Raw genomic sequence first — 24,461 nt, 5'->3', positions numbered from 1 at the left:
CCTGTTCGCGACTGCGGCTATTGATATCCGCCGGGGCCCGGGACGGCAACCGCCCTTCGTCGGATGAGGCGTCGCTGATCAAATCGATATCGGGCGCGCGTGACCCGGACGGGGGAGAGGTTCTAGGGTCATCGGGACCATCCGGGGGTACGGGAACGTTAGGTGAGGTCCGATGGTGTCAGGTAAGGCAGACGGGAAGGTGAGGGGTTTTCAGTTCAGCCCCTGGAACCTCCTGTTGATCATCCCGTTGCTGGTGCTGATCACGTCCTTGTTCAATTCGGACGGTCCCCGGCTGTTCGGGATGCCGTTCTTCTACTGGTTCCAGTTCGTGTTCGTCGCGGTCGGTGTCCTGTGCACCTGGATCGTCTACGTGATGACCAAGGACAAGCCGACCAGTGAGCGTCCCGACCGGCTGTCCGTGGACGAGCTCGACGAGGGGGACGTCAAGTGACCAACATCCAATGGCCAGAGCTGATCATCTTCACGATCCTCTTCGCGGTGGTCACCGTGCTCGGCTTCGTCGCGTCCCGCTGGAAGGCCGGCAACACCCTCGACCACCTGGACGAATGGGGTCTCGGCGGCCGCAAGTTCGGCTCGTGGATCACCTGGTTCCTGCTCGGCGGTGACCTCTACACGGCCTACACGTTCGTCGCGGTCCCCGCGCTGATGTTCAGCGCCGGCGCGATGGGCCTGTTCGCGCTGCCGTACACGATCATCGTCTACCCGATCGTGTTGATGCCGGCGCTGCGCATGTGGTCGGTCTCGCGTGTCCGCGGCTACGTCACGCCCGCCGACTTCGTCCGCGGCCGGTTCGGTTCGCCGACGCTGGCGCTGCTGATCGCGATCACCGGCATCGTCGCGACCATGCCGTACATCGCGCTGCAGCTCGTCGGCCTCGAAGCCGTGCTGCGGACGATGGGTATCAACGGCTCCGGCATCGTCGGCCACCTGCCGCTGCTGGTCGCCTTCATCATCCTGGCGGTCTACACCTACCAGTCGGGACTTCGCGCGCCCGCGCTGATCGCGTTCGTCAAGGACATCCTGATCTATCTCGTCATCATCGTCGCGATCATCTACCTGCCCTCGAAGCTCGGCGGCTGGTCGGAGATCTTCGACGCGGCCGACGCGAAGTTCGACAAGACGCCTTCGCAGGCGGACGGCATTCTGCTCAACGCCAACAACCAGTTGCAGTACGCCACGCTGGCCCTCGGCTCGGCGCTCGCGCTGTTCCTGTACCCGCACTCGCTCACCAGCGTGCTCGCCTCGCGCGGCCGCAGCGTGATCAAGCGGAACATGGTCGCGCTGCCGGCGTACTCGCTGGTGCTGGGCCTGCTGGCGCTGCTCGGCTATGTCGCCATCAGCGCGTCGGTCTCGCCGATCACCAACAACGCGACCGGCAAGCCGGACACGAACACCGTCGTCCCGGTGCTGTTCGACACGCAGTTCTCGTCGTGGTTCGCCGGGATCGCGTTCGCCGCGATCGGCATCGGCGCGCTGGTGCCCGCGGCGATCATGTCGATCGCGGCGGCCAACCTGTGGACCCGCAATATCTACAAGGAGTACATCAAGAAGAACGCGACGCCGGGCGAAGAGGCGAAGCAGGCCAAGCTCGCTTCGCTGATCGTGAAGTTCGGCGCGGTGGCGTTCATCCTGTTCATCGACCCGCAGTTCTCGATCGACCTACAGCTCATCGGCGGTGTGCTGATCCTGCAGACACTGCCGGCGGTCGCGATCTCGCTCTACACGCGGTGGTTCCACCGCTGGGGCCTGATCGCCGGCTGGGTGGTCGGCATCGGCTGGGGTCTGGTCATGCTCTACAACATCCCCAACCCGGCGACCGGCAAGGCGCACTTCGGTGGCTCGGCGCTGAAGCTCGGCGATCTGTCGATCTTCGGCTGGCACCCGCTCAGCGGCTCGCAGCTGCAGATCTACGTCGGGTTCGTGGCGCTGATCGCGAACCTGCTGATCGCCGTGATCTTCACGGTGATCGCGCGGCAGCTGAAGGTCTTCAACGGCACGGACGACACCGAGGCCGCGGACTATCACGCCGACGAACACGACAAGGATCTCCGGGAAATCGGCGTCCACTGAGTCAGCTTCGAGAAGGGGCCGCGTCCTGCCGGGACGCGGCCCTTTTCGTCGCGGCGTTCGCGGCGAGAAAGAGCACGAGCCCGTTCAGCAGGTGCCAGAGGAAATGCGTCCCGGCGGGGAAATTCCCGCAGACGGTGTGGTCGGCCGTGCGGGACGAAAGGGACACCCCGAAAACGCCCGCGGCGAGCGCGAACCTGCGACGGTCTTCACCCCTGAGAATGACCGCGAAGATCACGAGCCCGATCAACGCCGACAGGTACAGCCCGCCGCCCAGCGACGCGACGACGGCGGTGAAGGCGAGGAACACGGGGATGCCGAGCCAGGCCAGCCGTCGGCGGACGCCGAAGAACACGTGCGGGAACACGGCGGCGTAGTACAGGACGAACACCAGGATGAAGCCGGTGTCCGCGGCCGCGGACCAGCGGGTGGCGAGCAGATGGAATGCCGTGCTGCCGAGGAACACCAGCCCGATAAGGGCGCCGAACACGCGGCCCTTCGGCTGCCGCCAGACCGCGATGGCCGCGATCAGGAACGCGAGATTGCTGAGGCTGTTGAGCGGCTCGCCCCAGAGCCCGGGGGCGAGGCGTTCGCAGTAGCCGTCGACGTACGCCGTCCAGTTCACTCCCCCAGGTAACCGTGCCCGCGTGAACTGCGGATGTCTTCGACGTCGCCCACCGGATCTCCGAGTCCTGAAGGGGCCCTTTGAGACGTTCAACGTCCCCAAGGTCCCCTTCGAGACACCCACCCCGAGTTGTCCACACCCACCCACCGTTGTGGACAACTCGGCCCCCTGGACCACCGAAACCCACCCCGCGTCACCCCCTCCCGATACGCTGGTGCGGGGCGCGCCCCCCTGGGAGTGGTGGGGGGTGGGGTAACGCGCGGGGCAAAGCAAAAAGAGCTGGTCAGGGCGTTGTGGAGCAGGCCGTCAGGCGTCGGGTGAGGAAGCGGCGTTGCGGTTCCGAGCAGGGCAGCGCGAGCGCTCGCCGGTAGTGTTCCGCGGCTCGCGCCGGGTCGCCGGCCCGCAGCCACAGTGCGCCGAGCACGGCGGGAAGCAGGGTGTAGTCCGGCAGGTCGGCCTCGATGGCTTCGAGTTCCGCGATCCCGGCGGCGGCGCCGTCCACCATCGAAAGCGCGATCGCGCGGTTCAGCCGCGCCACCGGCGACGGCCGCAGCGCCAGCAGATCGTCGTACAGGCCGACGATCCGGCGCCAGTCCGGCGGCGAAGCGGTGCTGTGGCACAGCGCGATCGCCGCCTCGACGTGGTACGCCGACATCTCCGGCCCGGTGCACGCCCGCTCGAACAGCCGCGTCCCCTCGGCGATCATCGCGTGATCCCAGCGGTCCCGGTCCTGCTCGTCGAGCAGCAGCAGATCCCCCTCTCGGTCGACCCGCGCGGGCAGCCTGCTCCCCTGCAACAGCATCAGCGCGACCAGCGCCCGCACCCTCGGCAGATCCGTCTTCGGCTCAGCTAGCAGCAGTCGCCCCAGCCGGATCGCCTCCCCGCACAGTTCGCCGCGGACCGCGACCTCTCCGGTCGTCGCGTCGTAGCCTTCGTTGAAGAGCAGGTAGAGCACGGCCAGCACACTGTCCACTCTGGACTCCAGTGCGTCCGGACCCGGCAGTGAAAGCGGCTTTCCCGACTCCCGCAACCACTTCTTCGCCCGCACGAGCCGCTGCGCCACCGTCGCCGGTTTCGTCAGCAGGGCCGCCGCGATCTCGTTCACCCCTAGCCCGCCGACGGTCTTCAACGTCAGCGCCACCTGCGAGACCGTCGGTAGCGCGGGATGGCAGCACAGCAACATCAGCACGAGTTCGTCGTCCGTGCCCCGGCCGTCCTCGTGACCGTCGAGCTCCACCAGCCGCGGCAGCAAGGCGCGCAACGTCTGTTCGCGCCGGACAACGTCCATCGCCCGGTTCCGGGCGGCGCGGAACAACCAGCCCTGAGGGTTGTCCGGCACACCGCACTGCGGCCAGGTGCGCAGCGCCTGTTCCAGCGCGTCGGCTACGGCCTCCTCGGCGAGGTCCAGCCGTTCGGGGCCGAGTGCCCTGGCCAGCGTGGCGACGATCCGCCCGGCACTGTGCCGGAACAGATGCTCCACCACGCCGGCCGGGCGCATCAGTCCTCGCAACCGCGTTCGCCGACCTTGCGCACCTCGATCGGCCCGAACGCCAGATGCGGATGCGTCGCGAAGATCTTCTCCGCCTGATCGAGGTCCGCGGCCTCGATCACCTGGTAGCCGCCGACGATCTCGGTGGCCTCGGTGTGCGGGCCGTCGGTCGCGCCGACCTCACCGCCGGAACCGCGCAGCACCCGGCCGCCCCTCGACAGCCCACCACCGCCGACGAAGCGGCCTTCCTTGGTGCGTTCGTCCGCCCAGGCCAGATAGCTCTCGAGCACACGTTGCGCTTCGTCGGGGCCGAGGTGGTCGTGCGAGTCCGCGGTGGAACGGATGAAACCGATGTAGTGGGGCATGGTGTCCTCCTTGGGGATCGATGGTCCCTAGACGAACGAGCCCCCGGCGAATCGACATCAGTAGCGGAAGAGCCGGTCGTGCAGTTCACGCTGCCGCGCGAACCAGGCACTCAGCCTGGTCCGGCGGCGCCGCCGTTTCAACACCTGCCGGACGTCGCGCACACACGGTTCGTGGGGCGCGAAGGCCTTCCCGGTCAGGAGGACGGCGTAATGGCCATCCGGGCAGCGACCGGAAACGGAGATCATGCCCGGGGTCAGGTCGTCGACGAAATCGATCGAGCCGACCCCGACCACGGACCGGCGGTCGCAGGTGGGGCAGTAGACGACGAACACCTCACAGCTCCAGCCGCCAGGTCTGCCCGGTCAGCTCGTAACCGAAGCCCGTGATCGTCTCCTCGCTCACCAGCTGGAAGCCGGCCTTCCGGTAGATCGCCCGCGCCGCCTCCAGCAACGAGACCGTCCAGAGTTCCATCGCCTGGTAGCCGGAGGCCCTCGCGAACTCGACGCATTCGGCGACCAGGCGTTTCCCGACGCCACGTCCCCGCGCGGCCGGTTCCAGGAGCAGCATCCGCAGCTTCGCGGTGGTGCCGTCTTCGGCGGGCATGCAGAAGATGCTGCCGACGCGTTCGCCGTCGAGTTCGGCGATCCAGCCCGCTTGGCGCGGGTCTCCGCGCCGGTCGACGTACTCCGCGACGACACGGGCGACGAGCGCTTCGAAACGTTCGTCCCAGCCGTACTCGCGGGAGTAGAGGGCGCCGTGGCGGTGGACCACCCAGCCGAAGTCACCCGGCCGGGGCGGGCGCAGGACCAGCGCGGGATCCGAGGCGCGCTCGCCGACCAGAGAGGTGATCGTGTCCATGGCGCCGAGCAGCCGTTTCTGCTCGTCTTCGCCGAACTTGCCGAGCAGCGAGCCGATCCGGCCCACGGATCGTTCGTCGAGGACGGCGAACGCCTTACGGCCGTTCTCGGTCAGCCGGACGATCTGACGGCGTGCGTCCTCGTCACTGCGTTCGCGGGTGAGGAGACCTCGCCCTTCGAGCCTCGCGAGCAGCCTGCTCGCGTACCCGGCGTCGAGGTCGAGACGTTTGCGCAGGTCGGTGACCTGGGTCGAATCCTGCTGCGCGAGTTCGAAGATGACCCTGGCTTCGCTCAGGGAGTACTCGGCGTCGGCCGGTCCTTCGTCGAGGACGCCGATCACGCCGGTGTACAGGCGGTTGAAGGCCCGGACGGTCGCCACCCGGTCCGCGGATCGATTCATTTGACCACCTCAACAGATTCGTTGACTGGGTCAAGTGTTACCCCGCGAAGCGGTGAAGGCAAGAAATCTTTCGGGTCCGGACATATGGAAACCCCGTGATGCTGCCAGGTCGGGGGTCCGCCAGCATCACGGGGTCGTAGTGGGTATCGACGCCGCGTTCCGCGGCGTTACACCTCACGCACTATGTGTCGTAGGTCACTCGAACGGGCGACACCTACAACGGTTGTTGTCGGGTCAGCGCATGTGCGTGTGACGCGCCTGGGAGATAGCGATGAGCTCCTGACGAACGGTCGCGGTGGCCGCGGTGTCGATCGCCCGGTTCAGGGCCCGGCGAGTACGAGCCTCGGCGCGACGGGCACGGAGCTTGGCGGCGATGTTGTTCATCGGTTTTGTCATCCCCTTGGGAGTAGATCTTGCGTCTTCGTGGCTGTGCTTCTAGTATGCACCCTTTTTCACAAGGAAGCCAACGATTATCCGGTGACTTGGCACACCTGCCGATGAATCATCGGCAACAAGAGCGTAAAACCGGAGAGATTTGGTGGCGCCGGTCACTTCTTGGTAACGCCGAAGGTGCGACAAAGCGGCGGTAGGACTCTCTACCGCTTTCTAGGATTTACGCGATACAGCCTGAGAGAGGCTTAGTCCCGGCCGAGCAGGTAGTGGCCGAAGTGCGGGACGGTGAAGGCGATGTGCCCGCGTTCGGCGGAGTACACCAGGCCCTTCTTCATCAGGCTGTCCCGCGCCGGAGACAGCGAGGAAGGCTTCCGCCCCAGGTAGACGGCCACATCGGCGGTGCCGGCGGACTCGTCCCGGCCCTGGGTCAGCTCGGCCATCGCGAGCAGGTACTCGCGTTCGGCAGGTGTCGCGCGCTCGTAGCGAGAGCCGAAGAAGCCGACCGCGAGCTCCGATTCGGCCTCTGGCGCCGCGACCTGGACGTCCTTCACGGTGATCGGATCCGCCGGTGCGGCGTCCCAGGCGGCCTTGCCGTAGGCCTGGATGAAGTACGGATATCCGCCCGACGCGTCGAACAGGGCGTCCAGCGCCTCCGGTTCGATGCCCGCGTCCTCGCGTTCGATGGGCGCCATCACCGCGAGGTCGGCGTCTTCGCGCTCCAGCCGGTCGATACGCGCGTAACGGAAGAGGCGTTCCGAGTACGACTTCGACGCCGAAAGGACGGCGGGTACGTGCGGCAGCCCCGCGCCGACCACGACCAGCGGCGCCCCGGACTGCGACAGCTCGTGGCAGGCGGCGCAGAGCGCGGAAACGTCCTCCGGCAGCAGGTCCTGGATCTCGTCGATCAGCAGCGCGACCCCGGTGCCGACGTCGGCCGCCAGCTCGGCGACCTCGGTGAACAGCTCGACCAAGTCGATCTCGATGTCGCCCGAATCTGCGCGGCCCTGAGCGGCGGGCACGTCGATGCCCGGTTGCCAGCGGTCACGGAGTTTCGCGTCCGGTTTGTTGGCGCGCAGCGCGAACGCCTTGAGCACGCCGAGCACCTGCTCGACCCGGTCCGGCGCGCGATGGCGCACGGCGAGGTCGCGGATCGCGCGGTGCAACGCGGCCGACAGCGGCCGCCGAAGTTCGGTGTCCGGGCGGGCTTCGATCTTGCCCGCGCCCCAGCCGTGCTTGATGGCCCGCGAACGCAGCTCGCCCAGCAGCACGGTCTTCCCCACGCCACGCAGGCCGGTCAGCATCAGGCTGCGTTCGGGTCTCCCGCGGGCGACCCGTTCGAGCACGACCTCGAAGGCCTGGAGCTCGCGCACGCGGCCTGCCAGCTCGGGCGGCCGTTGACCGGCGCCCGGGGCGAAGGGGTTGCGGATGGGATCCACTCTCACACGCTATCGGCGTTTCTAGCTCTCGCCCGATATTCGGTGATATTTGCCTACGGCGTGTCGCGCTGACGGAAAAGCGCCGAAGAGGCGCGGCTCCGCTCTGCCCCTACCTTGATCAAATCGGCGCCTCTTCATCGCATTTCCGTGGCCTTCGGCCAAAAAGAGGCGCGCGACGATGAAGTCTCCGTCGGGCGCTGGGCGCCCTTCGGGAGACCTTGCGGTTACTCCGAGTGGACGGGTCTGCAGCCCCGTCCCTCGTTCCTAGTCGCGCAGGTTGCGCTCGGCGTAGACCGCCATCGCGTCACGGATGTACTCCGCGGTCCCCTCGCCGTGCTTCTCGTCGTACTGCCCGTAGCGCGGGTCGTCGACGTACAGCTGCCCGAGACCGGCGAAGTAGCCCTTCGACACGGCACGCACGGCCGGCCGAAGCCACTCGTACAGCCGCTGCGTGATCGCCTGGGCCTCGTCACCGTCGGCGGGCAGACCCTTGGCACGGGCCTCACCGAAAGCGGCGGCGATGTCCTTCTGCTCCTGCTGGTGCGCCTTCTTGTCCTCGGCGCTCAGCGACTTCCACCACCGGTCACCCTGCTTGTAGGCGTCGGCGCCCCAGCGTTCGGTGACCTCCTTCTCGTACTTCGTGTGGTCGAAGCCGTCGAACACTTCCGTTGCCATCAGTTGTTCACCTCTTTCTGTCTTCTTCAAGGTCGTCCTGACCGATTCGATCTGCCGTCCGAGCCGCTGTCGCTCCTGCTCCAGCCACTTCAGGTGCGTGCGCAGCGCCGCTGTCGTGTCCTGCTCCCCTTCGAGGACTTCGCCGATCGCGGGCAGGCTCAGCCCGAGTTCGCGAAGCAGCAGGATCCGTTGCAGCCGCACCAGCGCGTCCTGGTCGTAGTAGCGGTATCCGTTGCTCCCCACCCGGCTCGGTTCGAGCAGCCCGATGTCGCCGTAGTGGCGCAGCGTGCGGCTCGTGGTCCCGGCCGAGCGGGCGATGTCCTGGATCGACCACTCCTTCTCGTTCGGCATGTCCACGAAGGTAGAGGTTGACGTTGCGTCAAAGTCAATCGAAGTTCACCCGTCCGTGGCATGGTTCACGAATGAAGACATTCGCGCTGGTCATCGCCGCTGCGCTGACCTTGACGACGGCCGGGGTCGCCGACGCGCATCCGCGTCGCACCTTCGACATCCAGGCTCACCGCGGCGGGCTCGGCCTCACGGTCGAGAGCACGCTCGCGTCCTTCGGCAAGGCGATGGAGCTGGGGGTGACCACGCTCGAACTCGACATCCAGATCACCAAGGACGGTCGCGAGGTGATCACCCACGACCGCAAGACGACCCCCGCGAAGTGCCGCGACACCGCGCCCGCGACGCCCGGCGACCCGGCGTACCCGTACGTCGGCAAATACGTGAAGGACCTGACGTTCGCACAGGTCCGCACGCTGGACTGCGGTTCGATCCGGCAGCCCGCGCATCCCGGCCAGACGCTCTCCCCCGGCGCCAAGATGCCGACGCTCGCCGAGCTCTTCCAGCTCGCCCGCGACCACCACGCCTGGGGTCTCAAGTTCAACATCGAGACGAAGGTCGAGGCCGCCGCGCCGCACGAGACGGCGCCGCGTGAGCAGTTCGTCCAGCGGGCCGTGCGCGAGATCGTGCGCGGCGGGTTCGCGCACAACGTCTCGATCCAGAGCTTCGACTGGGGCGCGCTGATGCGGTTCCGCGAGGTCGCGCCGTGGCTCCCGACGGTCGCGCTGACCCAGCCCGAGTTCCTGCAGGTCGGGCAGCCGGGCAAATCGCCGTGGCTCGGCGGGCTCGACATCGACGACTTCGGCGGCAGCCCCGTCCGCGCGGTGAAGTCGTTCGGCGCGAAGGCGCTCTCGCCGGTGCACGGCAACCCGCAGGGCGGCAAGGTGGGCGACCCCGACTACCGGCCCTTCACGACGAAGGCCCTGGTCACCGAGGCGCACCGGGCCGGGATCAAGGTCGTGCCCTGGACGATCAACGACCCGGCCACCATGCACAAGCTCATCGACGACGGCGTCGACGGCATCATCACCGACTACCCGGACCGGCTGCGGGAGGTCGCGGCGGACCGCGGTTTCAAGCTGCCGAAGTCGTATCGAGCCCGCTAGAGGAATCTAGCTCTATCTAGTGCCAGAGAAATATTCCGGGATACACCGTTAGCGCGGTTCGGCGACGTGGCGGGCGGGAAGACTGGGGTTAGGTTTGTTTCCCGGGTCCGGATCAGAAAGGTTACGACCGTGATTCTCCGTCGCGTCGCACGTCCGCTTCTCGCCGCGATCTTCATCTCCGGTGGGATCGGCGCGCTGAGGGACACCCAGGGGCACGCCAAAGCCGCGGAGCCGTTCCTCACCCAGTCCTTCGACAAGCTGGAGGGCGTGGTGCCGGAATCGGTGCCGCGCGACCCCGCCACCCTCGTCCGGATCGACGCCGCGGTGAAGGTCGGGGCCGGGGTCGCGCTCGCCGCCGGCAAGGCGCCGCGCCTGGCCTCGCTGCTGCTGCTCGGCAGCCTCGTCCCGACGACGCTGGCCGCGCACCGGTTCTGGGAGATCAACGAACCGGCCGAACGTCAGCAGCAGCAGATCCAGTTCATCAAGAACGCCGGCCTGGCCGGTGGCCTGCTGCTCGCCGCCGCCGACACCGCCGGCAAGCCGTCGCTCGGCTGGCGCGCGAAGCGGGCCGCCTCCAAGACGGAGAAGCGCGCCGAGAAGCTGGCGAAGAAGGCCGAGAAGGCCATCACGAAGTAAACGCCCGCGTTTAGTCCTCTGGATGCGAGGCGTATCCAGAGGACTAAACGCGCGGGGTCACGAGGTGAGGGCCTCGATGTCCTCCGCCTCGACGACGGTGCGCACCTCGACCTCGATCTCGTCGAACAGCGCGGCGTAGGACTCGGCGAACGAGACGGCCTCGGCCAGGTCCTTGGCGTTGAACAGCGCGAACCCGCCGATGACCTCCTTGGCCTCGGTGAACGGGCCGTCGGTCGCGGTGATCTTGCCGCCGCGGCCCTTGCGGACCTTCGCGCCCTTCTCCGACGGGTGCACGCCCTCCGCCGTGATCAGGATGCCCTTCTCGAACGAGTCCTCGATGAAGGCGCCCATCTTCTCGATGAACTCCTTGCTCGGGTTCCGGGCTTCCGGGGCGCTCTCGTCGAGCCGGTGCATCATCAGAAACCGCATCGCTGCTCCTCAGTGTCTTGGCGGGGCTGTTTCTACCCCGCCTTCACCGACGCGTCGAGCGGCTCGACGGCGGTTCGACATTTCGTCCCGGAAGTTTTTCCTAGCGGCTCGCGACCTTCTTGTACTGGGCCGTCGCGAGCGGCGCGAAGATCGCGATGATGGCGACGCAGCACAGGATCGCGTACAGCGAGGCGTGCTCGGCGGGCCAGCCCGTCGGTGCCGCGCCGAAGCGGTTCCCGAAGAGGTCACGGGCCGAGTTGATCACCGCGGTGAACGGGTTCCAGTCCGCGATCGCCTTCAGCACACCCGGCAGCTTGTCCGCCGGGACGAACGCCGTCGAGATGAAGCTCAGCGGGAACATCCACATCAACCCGGCGCTCTGCGCCACCTCGACGCTGCGCGCGACGAGCCCGATCCACGCGCCGACCCAGGACAGCGCCCAGGCGAACATCAGCATCACCAGGTAGCCGAGCACCGCGTCGAGGAAACTGCCGCGGATCCGCCAGCCGACGAGCAGCCCGCACAGCGACATGACGATCAGGGCGACCACGCTGATCACCAGATCCGACGTCGTCCGCCCGAAGATCACCGCGAGCCGGGAGATCGGCAGCGAACGGAACCGGTCGATGATGCCCTTCTGCAGGTCGTTCGCGAAGCCGATCACGGTGAACGCCGAGTTGAACGCGACCGTCTGCGCGAAGATGCCCGCGATCAGGAACTCGCGATACGCGAGGCCGCCCGCTTCCCCGCCGATCGCGTCGCCGAAGACGTACGCGAACAGCAGCACGAACATGATCGGCTGCAGGGTCGCCGCCATCAGCCAGTCCGGGTTGCGCTGGACGTTCTTCAGGTTCCGCCAGGTGATCACGCCACCGTCGGAAAAGGCCTTCGCGACCGCGCTCACTTCTTGTCCCCCTCGTCCGTGGCGTGCCCTGTCAGCGAAAGGAAGACGTCATCGAGCGTCGGCCGGTGCAGCGCGACGTCCTGGACGGCGACGCCCTGCGCGTCCAGCCGCCGCAGTGCCTCGATCAACGCCTTCGGACCGCCCTCGACCAGGACGTCGACCTTGCGGGTGTGCTCGTCGACCGACGGCGTGCCCGAGCCGACCTCGGTCAGCACCTGGGTGGTCATGGCGAGATCGCTCGCGTTCGCCACGACGAGCTCCAGCCGCTCGCCGCCGATCTCCTGCTTGAGCTCGTCGGCGGTGCCGCGCGCGATGACCTTCCCCTTGTCGATCACCACGATCGAGTCGGCGAGCTGATCCGCCTCCTCCAGATACTGCGTGGTCAGCAGCACGGTGGTGCCGTCGGCGACGAGCTCCTTGATGACCTCCCAGGTGTCGATCCGGCCGCGCGGGTCGAGCCCGGTGGTCGGTTCGTCGAGGATCACCACGGTCGGCTCGGCGACCAGCGCGCCCGCGAGGTCGAGCCGCCGCCGCATCCCGCCGGAGTACGTCTTGGCGGGACGATCCGCCGCGTCCTCCAGCCGGAACCGGGCGAGCAGCTCACGTGCCCGCGACTTCGCCGCGGCCTTCTTGCTCCCGTACAGCCTGCCGACCATGTACAGGTTCTCGAAGCCGGTGAGGTTCTCGTCCACGGCGGCGTACTGCCCGGAGAGCCCGATCGACCGCCGGACGGCGTCGGGATGGGCCAGCACGTCGTGCCCGGCCACCTCCGCTTCGCCCGAATCCGGGCGAAGCAGCGTGGTCAGGATGCGGACCGTCGTCGTCTTCCCGGCACCGTTCGGCCCCAGCAGGCCGAGCACCTTGCCCTGGGGGATCGACAGATCGACCCCGTCGAGCGCGCGTGTGGACCCGTAGGTTTTGACCAGCGCTTTCGCCTGAACTGCGAACATGCGGCCAACCTAGACCCCGGCACCGACAAAGACACCGGGGTTTTTCCCCGATCCGCTCCGGGCGAACGGCTTACTTCTCGAGGATAGCCGTCACGCCCTGGCCGCCCGCGGCGCAGATCGAGATGAGCCCGCGGCCGGAACCCTTCTCGTTCAACAGTTTCGCGAGGGTGGCGACGATACGGCCACCGGTCGCGGCGAACGGGTGCCCGGCCGCCAGCGAGGAGCCGTTGACGTTCAGCTTCGCCCGATCGATGGAGCCGAGAGGTTCGTCGAGGCCAAGCTTCGACTTCGCGAACTGCGGGTCCTCCCACGCCTTGAGGGTGGCGAGCACCTGCGACGCGAAAGCCTCGTGGATCTCGTAGAAGTCGAAGTCCTGCAAAGTGAGCCCGGCCCTCGTGAGCATCTGCGGGACGGCGTACGCGGGCGCCATCAGCAGGCCCTCGTCGCCGTGGACGTAGTCGACGGCCGCGGTCTGCGAGAACGTCAGGTACGCCAGCACCGGCAGTTTCCGCGCCTTGGCCCACTGCTCGGTCGCGAGCAGGACGGTCGACGCGCCGTCGGACAGCGGCGTCGAGTTGCCCGCGGTCATCGTGCCCTCGGGGCCACCGAAGGCGGGCTTCAGCTTCGCGAGCTTCTCGACGCTGGAGTCCGGCCGCAGGTTCTGATCACGCGCCAGCTTCAGGTACGGCGTGACGAGGTCGTCGAAGAAGCCCTTGTCGTACGCGGCGCCGAGCCGCTGGTGGCTGGTCGCGGCGAGTTCGTCCTGCGCCTCGCGGGTGATCTCCCAGACCTTCGCGGTCAGCGCCGCGTGCTCGCCCATGGAAAGGCCGGTGCGCGGCTCGGAGTTGCGCGGGATCTCGGGGACGATGTGGCCGGGGCGCAGCTTCGCGGCGAGCTTCAACCGCTCGGGCAGCGTCTTCGCGGCGTTGAGCTGCACCAGGATCTGGCGCAGGTCGTCGTTGACCGCCAGCGGCGCGTCGGACGTCGTGTCGACGCCGCCCGCGATGGCCGAGTCGATCTGGCCGAGGGCGATCTTGTTGGCGACGTTGATGATCGCCTGGAGGCCGGTGCCGCAGGCCATCTGCACGTCGGACGCCGGGGTGGCGGGGTTCAGCCTGCTGCCGAGCACGCTTTCGCGGGCGAGGTTGAAGTCACGCGCGTGCTTGAGCACGGCGCCGGCGGCGACCTCGCCGATCACCTCGTCCTGCAGGGAGAAGCGGCTGACCAGGCCGTCGAGGGCGGCCGTGAACATGTCCTGGTTCGACGCTTTCGCGTACGGACCGTTCGAGCGGGCGAAGGGGATCCGGTTACCGCCGATGATCGCGACCTTGCGCACGGGTGCCGTCCTTTTCGTGGCCATTTTTTCCACTCCTCCGTAGGCTCTCTCACACTGTAACCTACTAGCGAGTAGGTTAGACTGCGACGTGACGCAAACTGCACGGGAGGCACGTAATGGCTGACAGGTACCAGCAGTTCACGAAATCCCCAGTGGGGAAGTTCGTGGTGCCGAAGCTCGGCCTGCCGAACCCCGCCACGCTTCGCCGGTACAAGCCCGGCCAGCCCGCTCTCGAGGGTCCCGCACTTCTGGGTGCCGCGCCGGGCGGCCGTCTCGAAAAGGTGATCGAGGCGCAGCTGCACCGCGCGGGCATCGAGGTCCTCTCGACGGCGGCCGACAGGCACGCCGCGCTCGTCTTCGACGCGACAGGCGTGAAGGACCCGAAGCAGCTTCGCGAGGTCTACAACTTCTTCCACCCGGTGATCCGGAGCGTCGGGCCGTCGGGCCGCGTCGTCGTCCTCGGGACGCCGCCGGAACTGGCCGAAGGGCACGAGCGGATCGCCCAGCGCGCTCTCGAAGGCTTCGTTCGCTCCGTCGGTAAGGAATTGAAGCGCGGCGCGACCGCCCAGCTCGTGTACGTCGCCGAAGGAGCCGAAGAGGCCACCGAGTCCACGCTCCGGTTCCTGCTTTCGTCGAAGTCCGCCTTCGTGGACGCCCAGGTCATCCGCGTGGGCACCGAGACCAAGACCGCCTCCGCCCCGGCCGACTGGACGAAACCCCTCGAAGGCAAGGTCGCGCTGGTCACCGGTGCTTCCCGCGGGATCGGCGCGGCCATCGCCGAGGTGCTGGGCCGCGACGGCGCCCACGTCGTCGCGCTCGACATCCCCGCGCAGGGCGCGGACCTGTCCAAGGTGGCCAACAAGGTCGGCGGCTCGTCGCTGCAGCTGGACATCACCGCCGCCGACGCGCCGGAGAAGCTCGCCGAGTACCTGACCACGCGCCACGGCGGCGTCGACATCGTCGTGCACAACGCGGGCATCACGCGGGACAAGACGCTCGGCAACATGACCGAAGGCGGCTGGGACTCGGTCATCGCGGTCAACCTCGCCTCGCAGCTCGCGGTGAACGAAAAGCTCCTCGCCGACAAGGTGCTGCACGAGAACGGCCGGATCATCGGCGTCTCCTCGATCGCCGGGATCGCGGGCAACGTCGGCCAGACCAACTACGCCACCAGCAAGGCGGGCGTCATCGGCATGGTGAACGACGGCGCGCCGAAGCTCGCCGAGTACGGCGCCACGATCAACGCCGTCGCGCCCGGCTTCATCGAAACCAAGATGACCGCCGCCGTCCCGCTGTTCATCCGCGAGGCCGGGCGGCGGCTGTCCAGCCTCGGCCAGGGTGGGCTCCCGGTCGACGTCGCCGAGACGATCGCCTGGTACGCGAACCCGGCTTCGGCCGCGGTCAACGGCAACGTGGTCCGCGTCTGCGGCCAGGCACTGCTGGGGGCGTGAGCATGGCCGTCAAGGAACTCCACGAGTCGCCGAGTCTGTCTTCGCTGTACCCCAAGGCGTTGCTCGGTTCGCTGCGCAAGAGCGGCGGGGACACGCTCCCGGGCACCGAGTTCGTCCGCGAGGGCGTCGTCGTCGACCCGGCGCACCTCGCCGCGTACAACCAGGTGTGCGGATTCCGGCTGGACGACGTGCTCCCGGCGACGTATCCGCACATCCTCGCGTTCCCGCTGCAGATGGCGCTGATGACCGAGGCCGACTTCCCGTTCCCGTTGCTGGGCATGGTGCACGTCGCGAACCGGATCACCCAGCACCGGCAGCTGCGGCTCGACGAGTCGTTCACCTTGCGCGTGCGCGCCGAGGATCTGCGCCCGCACGAGAAGGGCAAGCAGTTCGACGTCGTCAGCGAACTGCTGGTCAACGACAGTCCTGCGTGGACGGACGTCAGCACGTATCTGCGCCGCGGCGGCGGCAGCGGCGAGAAGACCTCGCGCGGCCAGCTCTCGCAGCCGACGGCCAACGCGATCTGGCACGTGCCCGGCGACATCGGCCGCCGCTACGCCGAGGTCTCCGGCGACCGCAACCCGATCCACCTGCACCCGATCACGGCGAAGGCGTTCGGCTTCCCGGCGGCGATCGCGCACGGCATGTGGACGAAGGCGCACGCGCTCGCGGCGTTCGAGGGCAGGCTCCCGGAGGCGTTCACCGTCGACGTCAAGTTCAAGCAGCCGGTCCTGCTGCCCGCGAAGGCGGCTTTCACCACCTGGAGTGAAGGCGACGGCTGGGCTTTCGAACTGTGGAACGCGCGCAAGCCGAAGCCGCACCTGGAGGGCTCAGTCGTCGCTCTCTGACGGCTTCCAGATCTCGCCCTCGACCAGGTCGTTGAACCCGAGCCAGACCAGGTTCATCAGCCACGAGGCGAGCACGCCGTCGGAGACGTCGGGGTGGTCGAGCGCCCAGTCGGCCAGCGACTCGGCCGCCCCGACCAGCGCGGCGGACAGCCCGGCGCCGGAGAACTCGGCCTGCTCGCCGAGGCCCTTGCGGGTGCCGGCGGAGACGACCAGCGCGGCGACCAGCTCGATCGCGCGGGTGCGCATGTCGGTGATCTCCGCGGCGAAGGCGCCGCCGACGGTCATGGCCTGGCGGTGCAGCACCGTCCAGGACTCGCGGTAGTCGGCGACGAAGCGGTAGAACGCGCGCAGGCCGTGCCAAAGCTGCATGTCGGGCGGCAGATCGGGTTTGATCCCGTCCTGCACCGCCTCCAGCAGGCGGGTGGCTTCGCGGCGGATGCACGCGCCGAAGAGATCTTCCTTGGACCCGAGGTAGGTGTAGATCATCGGCTTGGACACGCCGGCGACCTCGGAGATCTCGTCCATCGACGCGGAGTGATAGCCGTAGCGCGAGAACACCGAGACCGCAGCGTCCAGGATCTGGCGTTCCCGCACCGCTCTCGGCAGCCGTTTGGCGCGTTCGGCGGGACGCGGCACTTCCTCGGACACTCAGGACCTCCCATTAGTTCGCGTAAGACGCTACCGGGCCACCACCGGCAAGGGTGATTTCGGCACGCTTGCCCGCTTACCTACTCGCGGGTAGCCTTACGCTCGGGTAGGCGGGAACTGGAGGGAAGATGACCGAGATCGTGGGGCTGACCGGCCGCGCGCTGGTCGACGTGCTGGAACGGATCGAGCCGGATTCCGCCGAAGCGCACTCTCTCGACGTCAACGAGGTCGCGGGCGCCATCGACCCGAAGGACCTCGGCAAGGACGACGTCCGGCGGCTGCTGGCCGCACTGGGACGGCTCGCCGAATCTGCGCCGGCGTTCGACCTCCGCAAGGTGGACCCGGCCCGCTTCGCGAACCTCGTCGCGCGCGCCTCGCGTGCGCAACTCGAGAGCGTCGTCGCCGAACGGTCGCTCCGGGAACGCGTGCTGCGCGAGATCTTCGACCGTATGGGCGCCCACATCCGGCAGGACCGCGCGAAAAGCCTGCACGCGGTGGTGCACTGGCGGCTGTCCGGCGGCACCGGGGCGGGTGGGTACGACCGCTACGAGACGGTGATCTCGCACGGCGAGTGCACGGTCGACCGGGACATGCGGGAGAAGCCGAGGGTGACGATCACGATCGCGCCCGTCGATTTCTTCCGGCTCATCACCCACCAGGCGACGCCCGCTGTGCTATTCGTCACCGGAAAGATCAAAGTAAAAGGTGACCTGGCGTTCGCGGCCGGTCTGATCGGTTTCTTCGACCTTCCGAAACCGTCCTGAACCCGGCGGAGCGGATACACTTCCGTGCCGTGCCCCGAAATTCTCCGAACCGGCGCTGGCGGGACAAGGTACGCCTTTCCCGTCCGTCGAGGCCGCACAAAACGCGCACCGCCGGCGAACACGTCGTCAACGCCTTCGCGGAGAAACTCGAGCTCACCAAACTGAGCCCCGAGCAGTTCACCCAGGTGCTGGAAACCCTGCACATGCTCGGCGAAACCGGTGCGGGCATCGAGCTGAGCTCACTGGAGACCGAGGTGCTCGTCGACGTCGTGCAACGCGCGTCGCGGGAGCAGCTCAAGGCCATCGCCGATCATCCGGAACTGCGTTCGGCGTTCCTCGACGAGATTTTCCGCAGAATGTCGGATCATTTCGTTCCGGAACGCGCACGGCATGTCGACTTCGTCGTCGCGTGGCGTTTCACCGATGGTGACGGAGAAGACGGTTTCGATCGTTTTCAAACGGTCATCGAAGACGGCGTCTGCGTTTCCAGCACCGATCTCGCACGCACTCCGGACACCACCATCACGCTGTCCGTCGACGACTTCATCCGGATGGCCACCGGCAACGCGGCGGTGGCGGCGATGTTCGTGACGGGGAAGGTGAAGGTCAAGGGCGAGTACGCGCCGGCGGTGCGGTTCAGCGGGTACTTCGACATCCCGAAGCCGAGCGGTACCTAGCCCTCGACGATGCGGCCCTCGATCACCGGCGGCTGCTTCTTGGCGGCCTCGGCGGGCGGCGCGTCCACGACGACCTCGCTGTCCATGACCATCACCGGCCCGCGGGTGCGGTTGGCGAACTTGACCGCCCGGCGTGCCATCCGCTTCTGCCACACCTTCCGCGCGACACTCCGCGTCGGCGGCAGGATGAACAGCAGGCCGATCACGTCGCTGACGAAACCGGGCAGCAGGATCAGCAGGCCGCCCAGCCCGATCAGCATCCCGTCGGTGAGTTCCTTCTCCGCGTCGGCGGGGCGGCCGAGCCGCGCGGACTCGGCGAACGCGCGGAAGGCGCGGCCGCCTTCACGGCGCGCGAGCCATGACCCGACGAACGCGCCGGCGAAGAGCAGCGCGATCGTGCCGAGGACGCCAACGGCCGAGCCCACCGCCCACACGGCGGCGATCTCGGCGACGACATAGAGCAGGAACGCGACAGCCATACTTGGACAACGTACGGCTTGCCCGTTTTGCTCCCAACCCCCGGTCAGCCGATCCGGCGAAGGAACTCCTCCGCCTCGCGTGGCCTGGTCAGCACGACCCGTCGCGCGTGCGCCCCCTGCTCCGCGATCCGCCGCACCGTCCGCTCTCGATGGTGCTTCGGCCAGCGCCAGACGTAGGAATAGAACTCCAGATCCAGCCTTTCGGGGCAGCCGGGCGCCTGCTTGTCCTGCCCGTATTCGCGCAGGCATCGCATCAGCACCCGACGTAGGCAGACGCGGCGCGGGTAGTCGAGGAAGACGATCGTGTCCGCTCGCGGGAGCCGGAGATGCATCGACGATCCGTAGTTGCCGTCGATCACCCAGGCGTCGGACGCGGTGACCTCCTGTTGCGCGGCGTGGAACTCGGCGTCCGGCGCCGGTGTCCAGCCCGGCCGCCAGTAGAGCCGGTCGAGATGGGTGACCGGCAGGCCGAGCGCGGCGCCGAGCCGTCGCGCGAACGTCGACTTCCCGGCGCCGCTGCAGCCGACGACCATGATCCGCCGCATGGTCAGTCTTCGTCGAGGTACGCGGCGGCCTGCAACGTGAACAGCTCGGCGTAGCCCGCCTTCGCCGCCATCAGCTCGTCGTGCGTCCCGTATTCGGCGACCTTTCCGTGCTCCAGCAACAGAATCCGCTCCGCCTGCCGCACGGTGGAGAACCGGTGCGAGATGTACAGCGTCGTGCGTCCCTCCGAAAGTTCGCGCAGCCGCGAGAAGAGGTCGTGCTCGGCCTGCGCGTCCAGGGCGGAGGTGGGCTCGTCGAGGATCAGGATCGGCGCCTCCCGCAGGAACGCCCTGGCCAGCGCGATCTTCTGCCATTCGCCGCCGGACAGGCTGACGCCCTGGTCGAACCAGCGGCCGAGCGGGGTGTCGTAGCCGCTGGGCAGGCGCTCGATCCGCTCGTCGGCACCGGCCCGTTTCGCCGACGTCTCGATCCGTTCCCGGTCGACGAGGTGCGTCAGATCGCCGAGCCCGATGTTCTCGGACGCGGTGCCCTGATAGGTCACGTAGTCCTGGAACATCGCGCTGATCTGCCGCCGCAGCTCCACCGGGTCGTACTCGCGGATGTCGACGCCGTCGAGCAGGATCCGTCCACCGGTCGGGTCGTACAGCCGGCACAGCAGTTTGAACAGGGTCGACTTCCCGGCGCCGTTGCGGCCGACGACGGCGACCGTTTCCCCCGGCCGGATTTCGAAGCTCACGCCGTCGAGGGCAGGGTCCGGCGCACCGGGATAGGTGAAGGACACCTCCTCGAACCGGATGTGACCCTCCACTGTGGACGGAAGAGGGCGGGGTTCCGGCGGCGCGACGATATCCGGCTTCGTCCCGAGGAAGCGGTACAGCGTGTCGAGGTAGAGATTGTTCTCGTACATCCCGGAAAACGCGGTGAACAGCCCTTGGACCGACGTCTGCACCGACGCCGCGGCGGCCGTGTACAGCGCGAGGTCGCCGAGGGTGAGTCTGCCGCCGACGGCCTCCAGCGCGATGTACAGCGCGATCGCGGAGCCGGCGGCGGTGCTGAGCAGGCCCCACGACGTCGAACTGACGCTCCGCTTGCGGGTCAGTGTGCGCTGCCGGTCGTAGAAGACCTGGCCGAGCCGCTGGAACCGGTCGACGAAATACGGGCCGAGCCCGAACAGCTTGGTCTCCTTGGCATACGTGTCCGTGGTGACCAAGGAGTTCAGGTAGTCCATCCGCCGTTTCAGCGGCGACATCATCAGCGTCAGCCAGAACGCGCGGGCGCCGTACTTCGACTGCGAGATGAACGCGGGGATCGGCGCCACGAGCGCGACGAGCGCCAGCAGCGGGCTGATCGAGACGAGCAGCGCGATCATGCTGCCGAAGGTGATCACCGTCCGGATCAGGCCGAGCGCCGAGTTCATCATCGACAGCGGTCGCGTCGGTGCCTCCTGCGAGGCTTGGCGCAGCATGTCGTAGGACGCGGAACCCTCGAAGTACGAAAGGTGCAGCTTGCTCGCGTGGTCCATCACCTGGTGGCGGATGGTCAGCGTCATCCGTTCCTGCAGCAGCGATTGACCGTAGGTGGTAAGTGCCTGCGAAACCGCGGTGAGCACGAGGATGCCGAACTGGAAGAGGGCGACACCGACGATCGCGCTCTTCGTCCCGTGCCCCTGGATCGCCGCGACCACGGAGTCGATCAGCAGCTTCGCGATGTACGCGGTCGCCGTCGGCAGGAGGCCGGAAAGGAGGGTCACCAACGTGATCACGATGGTCAGGACCGGGCTTGCCTGCCACGTCAGCTTCGCGACCTTCGGCAGGCCGCGGACCGTGCCGGTGATGTTGACCCACATACGGTCGAGGCGGGACTTCAGGTCTTTCGGGACGGCTTCGGGTTCAGGCTCCGGGATGTCGACCGGGCCGGTCAGCCCGCTGTCGGGCACCGTCGACGGCGGACGGCGCCGCCTGCCGCCGCGCGCCATGAACAGTTCCAGGCCGCCACCGGGCGGGCCGATCACGCGGCCGCCAAGGCGCCGTTGAGGAACACGTCGACGAGTTCCATCGTGGTGGGCTCGTCACCGGTCTCGCTGAACCGGATCCGGCCGCTGAACAGCAAGGACAGGAAGAGCGCCGCGGACTGCGCCGGCGGCAGGCGGAGCCGGTCCTTCTCCGGTTCGAACAGCTCGGCCATGGCGTCACGCATGGCGCTCATCGACTCCTTGCGCCTGTCCCTGCGATGCTCCGGCCGCTTGCCGGAGCCGTGCATGATCGCTATCAGCGCCCCCATGCGCTGGAGGTGTGCGCTGAGCGCGTCGGCGGCTTCGATGAGCCTGTCGTCGAGGGACTGGTCGAGGTCGATGACCGCGAGCGCGTCGAGCACCTGGTCAGGTTTCAGTGCTTCGGCGAAGCAGGTGGCGAACAGTTCGTCCTTGTCCTTGAACACGCGGAAGACCGTGCCTTCGCCGATCCCCGCGGCACGCGCGATCTGGCTCGACGTGACACCGGCGCCGTGTTCCACCAGCAGGGGCAGCACGGACTGGACGATCATCCGGCGCCGCTCGTCGGCACTCATTCCCGGCGCTCTCCGCCGGGAGGCGGTTTCTGTCATGCGTCCAGTGTGCGGAGTGAGCGCTCACTCCGTCAACTGAATAAGGCCGAAGCGCGTGAAGGCCCCCTTCCCTCGGCTCAGCCGAGGGAAGGGGGCCTTCACGCGCGAAACGTCAGTAGGTGATCGCGACGGCGGGGTCGGCCAGCAGCGCGCCGACGTCGGCCAGGAACTCCGAACCCTGTTGCCCGTCGACCACGCGGTGGTCGAAGCTCAGCGAAAGCTGGAGCACCTTGCGCACCTTGATCTCGCCGTCGACCACCCACGGGGTGTCCTTGATCGCGCCGAGGCACAGGATCGCGGACTCGCCGGGGTTGATGATCGGCGTCCCGGTGTCGACGCCGAAGACGCCGACGTTGGTGATGGTGATCGTGCCGCCGAGCATGGCCGCCGGCGTGGTCTTGCCCTCGCGGGCGACGTCGGTCAGCTCGGTGAGCGCGATCGCGAGTTCCTTCAGCGACATCGAATCCGCGTCGCGGACCTTGGGCACGACGAGCCCGCGCGGGGTGGCCGCGGCGATCCCGAGGTGCACGTAGTCCTTGTAGACGATCTCCTGCGCCGCCTCGTCCCACACCGCGTTGACGTCCGGAGTGCGCTTGGCCGCCAGGCAGACGGCCTTCGCCGCGAAGGTCAGCGGGGTGACCTTGACCCCGGCGAACTCGCGCGACTTCTTCAGCTTCTCCCGGAATTCCATCATCGGCGTGACGTCGATGGTCAGGAACTCCGTGACGTGCGGGGCGGTGTACGCGCTCTGCACCATCGCGGCGGCGGTGGCCTTGCGGACGCCCTTGATCGGCACCCGCCGTTCCCGTGTCGCGGGGTCGTAGCCACTGTCTACTGTGGACACAGCGGCGGCCGGTGCGGAGGAACCGTTGGCGGCCGCCTGCACGTCGTCACGCGTGATGACGCCGCCGTCGGCGGAGCCGGTGAGCGCGTGCAGGTCGACGCCGAGGTCCTTGGCGAGCTTGCGCACCGGCGGCTTCGCCAGCGGCACGTACCCGCCCTTCGGCTTGGAAGGCGCAGCAGCCACAGCAGGCGCCGCAGGTGCCGCCGGAGCAGGGGCGGGAGCCGCGCCCTTACGCGCACGCCTCTGCGTGACGACGGCCTTGGAGCCGTAGCCGACCAGCGGCTTCATCTCCTCTTCCGCCGACTCCTCCGCCACGGGCGCGGCGGTGGGTGCCGGGGCCGCCTTGCCGTCCGGGTCGACGTCGATGGTGAGGATCGGCGCGCCGACCTCCACCGTCTGGCCCGGTTCGACGAGCAGTTCGGTGACCACGCCCGCCCACGGGATGGGCAGTTCGACGGCGGCCTTCGCGGTCTCGACCTCGACGACGATCTGGTTCACCGTGACCTTGTCACCCGGCTTGACCTGCCAGGCGATGATGTCGGCCTCGGTCAGCCCCTCCGCCGTGTCGGCCAGGGGGAATTGTTTGTACTCGGGCATTTCAGGAACTTCCCCCTTACCAGGCGAGTGAACGGTCGACGGTGTGCAGCACCCGGTCCAGGTCGGGGAGGTAGTGCTCCTCGAGCTTGGCGGGCGGGTACGGCGTGTCGAATCCGGTCACCCGCAGCACGGGGGCTTCCAGCGAGTAGAAGCATTCCTCCTGCACGCGCGCGGCGATCTCCGAGGTCAGCGACGATTCCGACGGCGCCTCGCTCAGCGCGATGAGCCGCCCGGTCTTGCGCACCGACTCGAACACCGGCTCCAGGTCGAGCGGGGACAGTGTCCGCAGGTCGATGACCTCCAGCGACTTGCCCTCGTCCTCGGCGGCGGCCGCCGCGTCGAGCGCGACCTTCACCGACGGGCCGTACGCGACGACCGTGGCCGTGGTGCCCTCGCGGACGACGCGGGACTTGAACAGCTCGTCCGGCGTGGCCTCGGTGTCGACCTCGGACTTCATCGCGCCAGAGTGGTAGAGCTTCTTCGGCTCGAAGAACAGGATCGGGTCGTCGGATTTGATCGCCTGCTGGATGCCCCAGTAGGCGTCGACCGCGTTCGAAACCGACACGACCTTCAGGCCGGGGATATGGGCGAACAGCGACTCCGGCGACTCCGAGTGGTGCTCGACCGCGCCGATGCCGCCACCGAACGGCACCCGGATCACGATGGGCATCTTGATCTTGCCCTGTGTCCGGTAGTGCAGCTTCGCGACCTGGCTGGAGATCTGGTCGAAGCCCGGGAAGATGAAGCCTTCGAACTGGATCTCGCACACCGGGCGGAAACCGCGGACGGCGAGGCCGACCGCGGTGCCGATAATGCCGGACTCCGCGAGCGGCGTGTCCAGGACGCGCTGCTCGCCGAAGTCCTTCTGCAGGCCGTCGGTGATGCGGAAGACGCCGCCGAGCTTGCCGACGTCCTCACCCATGATCAGGACCTTGGGGTCCTCTTCCATGGCGCGCCGGAGGCCGAGGTTGATCGCCTTGCCGATGGTGAGTTTCTGGAGGTCGCTCATT

General features: G+C 67.9%; 27 protein-coding genes. 8 read left to right on the top strand and 19 right to left on the bottom strand.

Annotation, left to right across the window (positions count from 1 at the left end; all coding sequences use genetic code 11):
• The first annotated feature begins 172 nt into the window (after positions 1 to 172).
• Both H4W30_RS38255 and mctP read left to right on the top strand, forming a co-directional pair.
• Positions 173 to 451 (top strand): DUF3311 domain-containing protein, encoded by a 279-nt coding sequence (locus H4W30_RS38255; protein WP_192747214.1) that lies wholly within the window; start codon positions 173 to 175, stop codon positions 449 to 451.
• The gene (gene mctP / locus H4W30_RS38250) at positions 448 to 2,091 is read left to right on the top strand and encodes a monocarboxylate uptake permease MctP (protein ID WP_192747213.1); all 1,644 of its coding nucleotides are present in this window, start codon (positions 448 to 450) and stop codon (positions 2,089 to 2,091) included. The genes H4W30_RS38255 and mctP overlap by 4 nt, the downstream gene beginning before the upstream one ends.
• A 1-nt stretch (position 2,092) precedes the next feature.
• Here the strand turns inward: mctP and H4W30_RS38245 are convergent, their stop codons facing one another.
• The 8 genes from H4W30_RS38245 to H4W30_RS38210 form a co-directional block, all read right to left on the bottom strand.
• Entirely contained in the window at positions 2,093 to 2,713 is a 621-nt protein-coding gene (locus tag H4W30_RS38245) for a hypothetical protein (protein ID WP_192747212.1), read from the bottom strand.
• Between the two features lie 283 nt (positions 2,714 to 2,996).
• Positions 2,997 to 4,211 (bottom strand): RNA polymerase sigma factor, encoded by a 1,215-nt coding sequence (locus H4W30_RS38240; protein ID WP_225950785.1) that lies wholly within the window; start codon positions 4,209 to 4,211, stop codon positions 2,997 to 2,999.
• Complete coding sequence (locus H4W30_RS38235; protein WP_126736194.1) at positions 4,211 to 4,567, bottom strand: YciI family protein; 357 nt, start codon at positions 4,565 to 4,567, stop codon at positions 4,211 to 4,213. Before H4W30_RS38235 ends, H4W30_RS38240 begins: the two co-directional genes overlap by 1 nt.
• A gap of 57 nt (positions 4,568 to 4,624) precedes the next feature.
• Positions 4,625 to 4,900 carry a hypothetical protein gene (locus H4W30_RS38230; protein ID WP_192747211.1) on the bottom strand — a complete coding sequence of 92 codons (276 nt, stop codon included), beginning with the start codon at positions 4,898 to 4,900 and terminating at the stop codon, positions 4,625 to 4,627.
• A 1-nt stretch (position 4,901) separates the two neighbouring features.
• Positions 4,902 to 5,825, bottom strand: a complete 924-nt coding sequence (locus tag H4W30_RS38225) for a bifunctional helix-turn-helix transcriptional regulator/GNAT family N-acetyltransferase (RefSeq protein ID WP_192747210.1) — start codon at positions 5,823 to 5,825, stop codon at positions 4,902 to 4,904.
• 234 nt (positions 5,826 to 6,059) lie between these two features.
• Positions 6,060 to 6,209: a hypothetical protein gene (locus tag H4W30_RS38220; protein ID WP_007032374.1), complete on the bottom strand. Its 150-nt coding sequence runs from the start codon at positions 6,207 to 6,209 to the stop codon at positions 6,060 to 6,062.
• Between the two features lie 254 nt (positions 6,210 to 6,463).
• The gene (locus H4W30_RS38215) at positions 6,464 to 7,654 is read right to left on the bottom strand and encodes an ATP-binding protein (protein WP_007032375.1); all 1,191 of its coding nucleotides are present in this window, start codon (positions 7,652 to 7,654) and stop codon (positions 6,464 to 6,466) included.
• A gap of 264 nt (positions 7,655 to 7,918) precedes the next feature.
• A complete protein-coding gene (locus H4W30_RS38210; RefSeq protein WP_192747209.1) occupies positions 7,919 to 8,680 on the bottom strand; it encodes a MerR family transcriptional regulator in 762 nt (253 codons plus the stop codon).
• Between the two features lie 71 nt (positions 8,681 to 8,751).
• Here H4W30_RS38210 and H4W30_RS38205 point away from each other — a divergent pair, with 71 nt between their 5' ends.
• Both H4W30_RS38205 and H4W30_RS38200 read left to right on the top strand, forming a co-directional pair.
• Positions 8,752 to 9,783, top strand: a complete 1,032-nt coding sequence (locus tag H4W30_RS38205; protein ID WP_192747208.1) for a glycerophosphodiester phosphodiesterase family protein — start codon at positions 8,752 to 8,754, stop codon at positions 9,781 to 9,783.
• Positions 9,784 to 9,912: 129 nt separating this feature from the next.
• A complete protein-coding gene (locus tag H4W30_RS38200; RefSeq protein WP_192747207.1) occupies positions 9,913 to 10,419 on the top strand; it encodes a DoxX family membrane protein in 507 nt (168 codons plus the stop codon).
• A gap of 57 nt (positions 10,420 to 10,476) precedes the next feature.
• Here H4W30_RS38200 and H4W30_RS38195 read toward each other — a convergent pair whose 3' ends face one another.
• The 4 genes from H4W30_RS38195 to H4W30_RS38180 form a co-directional block, all read right to left on the bottom strand.
• A complete protein-coding gene (locus H4W30_RS38195) occupies positions 10,477 to 10,848 on the bottom strand; it encodes a YciI family protein (RefSeq protein WP_192747206.1) in 372 nt (123 codons plus the stop codon).
• 100 nt (positions 10,849 to 10,948) lie between these two features.
• Positions 10,949 to 11,752 (bottom strand): ABC transporter permease, encoded by an 804-nt coding sequence (locus tag H4W30_RS38190; RefSeq protein WP_034314193.1) that lies wholly within the window; start codon positions 11,750 to 11,752, stop codon positions 10,949 to 10,951.
• Entirely contained in the window at positions 11,749 to 12,702 is a 954-nt protein-coding gene (locus tag H4W30_RS38185; protein WP_192747205.1) for an ATP-binding cassette domain-containing protein, read from the bottom strand. Before H4W30_RS38185 ends, H4W30_RS38190 begins: the two co-directional genes overlap by 4 nt.
• Positions 12,703 to 12,772: 70 nt before the next feature.
• On the bottom strand, positions 12,773 to 14,062 hold the full coding sequence (locus H4W30_RS38180; RefSeq protein WP_192747204.1) for an acetyl-CoA C-acetyltransferase: 1,290 nt from the start codon (positions 14,060 to 14,062) through the stop codon (positions 12,773 to 12,775).
• Between the two features lie 92 nt (positions 14,063 to 14,154).
• On the opposite strand from H4W30_RS38180, the gene H4W30_RS38175 reads away from it, so the two are divergent.
• Both H4W30_RS38175 and H4W30_RS38170 read left to right on the top strand, forming a co-directional pair.
• The gene (locus H4W30_RS38175; protein WP_192747203.1) at positions 14,155 to 15,489 is read left to right on the top strand and encodes a 3-oxoacyl-ACP reductase; all 1,335 of its coding nucleotides are present in this window, start codon (positions 14,155 to 14,157) and stop codon (positions 15,487 to 15,489) included.
• 2 nt (positions 15,490 to 15,491) lie between these two features.
• On the top strand, positions 15,492 to 16,337 hold the full coding sequence (locus H4W30_RS38170) for a MaoC family dehydratase (RefSeq protein ID WP_192747202.1): 846 nt from the start codon (positions 15,492 to 15,494) through the stop codon (positions 16,335 to 16,337).
• Here the strand turns inward: H4W30_RS38170 and H4W30_RS38165 are convergent.
• Entirely contained in the window at positions 16,320 to 16,985 is a 666-nt protein-coding gene (locus H4W30_RS38165) for a TetR/AcrR family transcriptional regulator (RefSeq protein WP_007032385.1), read from the bottom strand. The genes H4W30_RS38170 and H4W30_RS38165 overlap by 18 nt on opposite strands.
• Positions 16,986 to 17,113: 128 nt before the next feature.
• On the opposite strand from H4W30_RS38165, the gene H4W30_RS38160 reads away from it, so the two are divergent.
• Both H4W30_RS38160 and H4W30_RS38155 read left to right on the top strand, forming a co-directional pair.
• Complete coding sequence (locus tag H4W30_RS38160; RefSeq protein WP_192747201.1) at positions 17,114 to 17,749, top strand: SCP2 sterol-binding domain-containing protein; 636 nt, start codon at positions 17,114 to 17,116, stop codon at positions 17,747 to 17,749.
• A 29-nt stretch (positions 17,750 to 17,778) separates the two neighbouring features.
• Positions 17,779 to 18,426 (top strand): SCP2 sterol-binding domain-containing protein, encoded by a 648-nt coding sequence (locus H4W30_RS38155; protein ID WP_378234548.1) that lies wholly within the window; start codon positions 17,779 to 17,781, stop codon positions 18,424 to 18,426.
• Here H4W30_RS38155 and H4W30_RS38150 read toward each other — a convergent pair.
• From H4W30_RS38150 to H4W30_RS38125, 6 genes are all read right to left on the bottom strand, one after another.
• Positions 18,423 to 18,905 carry an FxsA family protein gene (locus tag H4W30_RS38150; protein ID WP_192747200.1) on the bottom strand — a complete coding sequence of 161 codons (483 nt, stop codon included), beginning with the start codon at positions 18,903 to 18,905 and terminating at the stop codon, positions 18,423 to 18,425. The two genes, H4W30_RS38155 and H4W30_RS38150, sit on opposite strands and share 4 nt — an antisense overlap.
• A gap of 44 nt (positions 18,906 to 18,949) precedes the next feature.
• Positions 18,950 to 19,450, bottom strand: a complete 501-nt coding sequence (locus tag H4W30_RS38145) for a P-loop NTPase family protein (protein ID WP_192747199.1) — start codon at positions 19,448 to 19,450, stop codon at positions 18,950 to 18,952.
• Between the two features lie 2 nt (positions 19,451 to 19,452).
• Positions 19,453 to 21,396 (bottom strand): ABC transporter ATP-binding protein, encoded by a 1,944-nt coding sequence (locus H4W30_RS38140; RefSeq protein WP_192747963.1) that lies wholly within the window; start codon positions 21,394 to 21,396, stop codon positions 19,453 to 19,455.
• 20 nt (positions 21,397 to 21,416) lie between these two features.
• Positions 21,417 to 21,974: a TetR/AcrR family transcriptional regulator gene (locus tag H4W30_RS38135; RefSeq protein ID WP_192747962.1), complete on the bottom strand. Its 558-nt coding sequence runs from the start codon at positions 21,972 to 21,974 to the stop codon at positions 21,417 to 21,419.
• A 148-nt stretch (positions 21,975 to 22,122) separates the two neighbouring features.
• Entirely contained in the window at positions 22,123 to 23,451 is a 1,329-nt protein-coding gene (locus H4W30_RS38130; protein WP_192747198.1) for a dihydrolipoamide acetyltransferase family protein, read from the bottom strand.
• A gap of 16 nt (positions 23,452 to 23,467) precedes the next feature.
• A complete protein-coding gene (locus tag H4W30_RS38125; protein WP_192747197.1) occupies positions 23,468 to 24,460 on the bottom strand; it encodes an alpha-ketoacid dehydrogenase subunit beta in 993 nt (330 codons plus the stop codon).
• Between the last annotated feature and the right edge of the window lies 1 nt (position 24,461).

It is taken from the genome of Amycolatopsis roodepoortensis, assembly GCF_014873915.1.
Taxonomy (GTDB): domain Bacteria; phylum Actinomycetota; class Actinomycetes; order Mycobacteriales; family Pseudonocardiaceae; genus Amycolatopsis; species Amycolatopsis roodepoortensis.
This window is presented reverse-complemented; position numbering and strand designations above follow the sequence as displayed.

Bases quoted from the DNA above. Each gene is read 5' to 3' on its own strand.
- H4W30_RS38255 (WP_192747214.1), top strand. From the start codon at position 173: ATGGTGTCAGGTAAGGCAGACGGGAAGGTGAGGGGTTTTCAGTTCAGC.
- H4W30_RS38240 (WP_225950785.1), bottom strand. From the start codon at position 4,211: ATGCGCCCGGCCGGCGTGGTGGAGCATCTGTTCCGGCACAGTGCCGGG.
- H4W30_RS38235 (WP_126736194.1), bottom strand. From the start codon at position 4,567: ATGCCCCACTACATCGGTTTCATCCGTTCCACCGCGGACTCGCACGAC.
- H4W30_RS38225 (WP_192747210.1), bottom strand. From the start codon at position 5,825: ATGAATCGATCCGCGGACCGGGTGGCGACCGTCCGGGCCTTCAACCGC.
- H4W30_RS38220 (WP_007032374.1), bottom strand. From the start codon at position 6,209: ATGAACAACATCGCCGCCAAGCTCCGTGCCCGTCGCGCCGAGGCTCGT.
- H4W30_RS38210 (WP_192747209.1), bottom strand. From the start codon at position 8,680: ATGCCGAACGAGAAGGAGTGGTCGATCCAGGACATCGCCCGCTCGGCC.
- H4W30_RS38205 (WP_192747208.1), top strand. From the start codon at position 8,752: ATGAAGACATTCGCGCTGGTCATCGCCGCTGCGCTGACCTTGACGACG.
- H4W30_RS38195 (WP_192747206.1), bottom strand. From the start codon at position 10,848: ATGCGGTTTCTGATGATGCACCGGCTCGACGAGAGCGCCCCGGAAGCC.
- H4W30_RS38185 (WP_192747205.1), bottom strand. From the start codon at position 12,702: ATGTTCGCAGTTCAGGCGAAAGCGCTGGTCAAAACCTACGGGTCCACA.
- H4W30_RS38180 (WP_192747204.1), bottom strand. From the start codon at position 14,062: ATGGCCACGAAAAGGACGGCACCCGTGCGCAAGGTCGCGATCATCGGC.
- H4W30_RS38175 (WP_192747203.1), top strand. From the start codon at position 14,155: ATGGCTGACAGGTACCAGCAGTTCACGAAATCCCCAGTGGGGAAGTTC.
- H4W30_RS38170 (WP_192747202.1), top strand. From the start codon at position 15,492: ATGGCCGTCAAGGAACTCCACGAGTCGCCGAGTCTGTCTTCGCTGTAC.
- H4W30_RS38160 (WP_192747201.1), top strand. From the start codon at position 17,114: ATGACCGAGATCGTGGGGCTGACCGGCCGCGCGCTGGTCGACGTGCTG.
- H4W30_RS38150 (WP_192747200.1), bottom strand. From the start codon at position 18,905: ATGGCTGTCGCGTTCCTGCTCTATGTCGTCGCCGAGATCGCCGCCGTG.
- H4W30_RS38145 (WP_192747199.1), bottom strand. From the start codon at position 19,450: ATGCGGCGGATCATGGTCGTCGGCTGCAGCGGCGCCGGGAAGTCGACG.
- H4W30_RS38135 (WP_192747962.1), bottom strand. From the start codon at position 21,974: ATGAGTGCCGACGAGCGGCGCCGGATGATCGTCCAGTCCGTGCTGCCC.
- H4W30_RS38130 (WP_192747198.1), bottom strand. From the start codon at position 23,451: ATGCCCGAGTACAAACAATTCCCCCTGGCCGACACGGCGGAGGGGCTG.
- H4W30_RS38125 (WP_192747197.1), bottom strand. From the start codon at position 24,460: ATGAGCGACCTCCAGAAACTCACCATCGGCAAGGCGATCAACCTCGGC.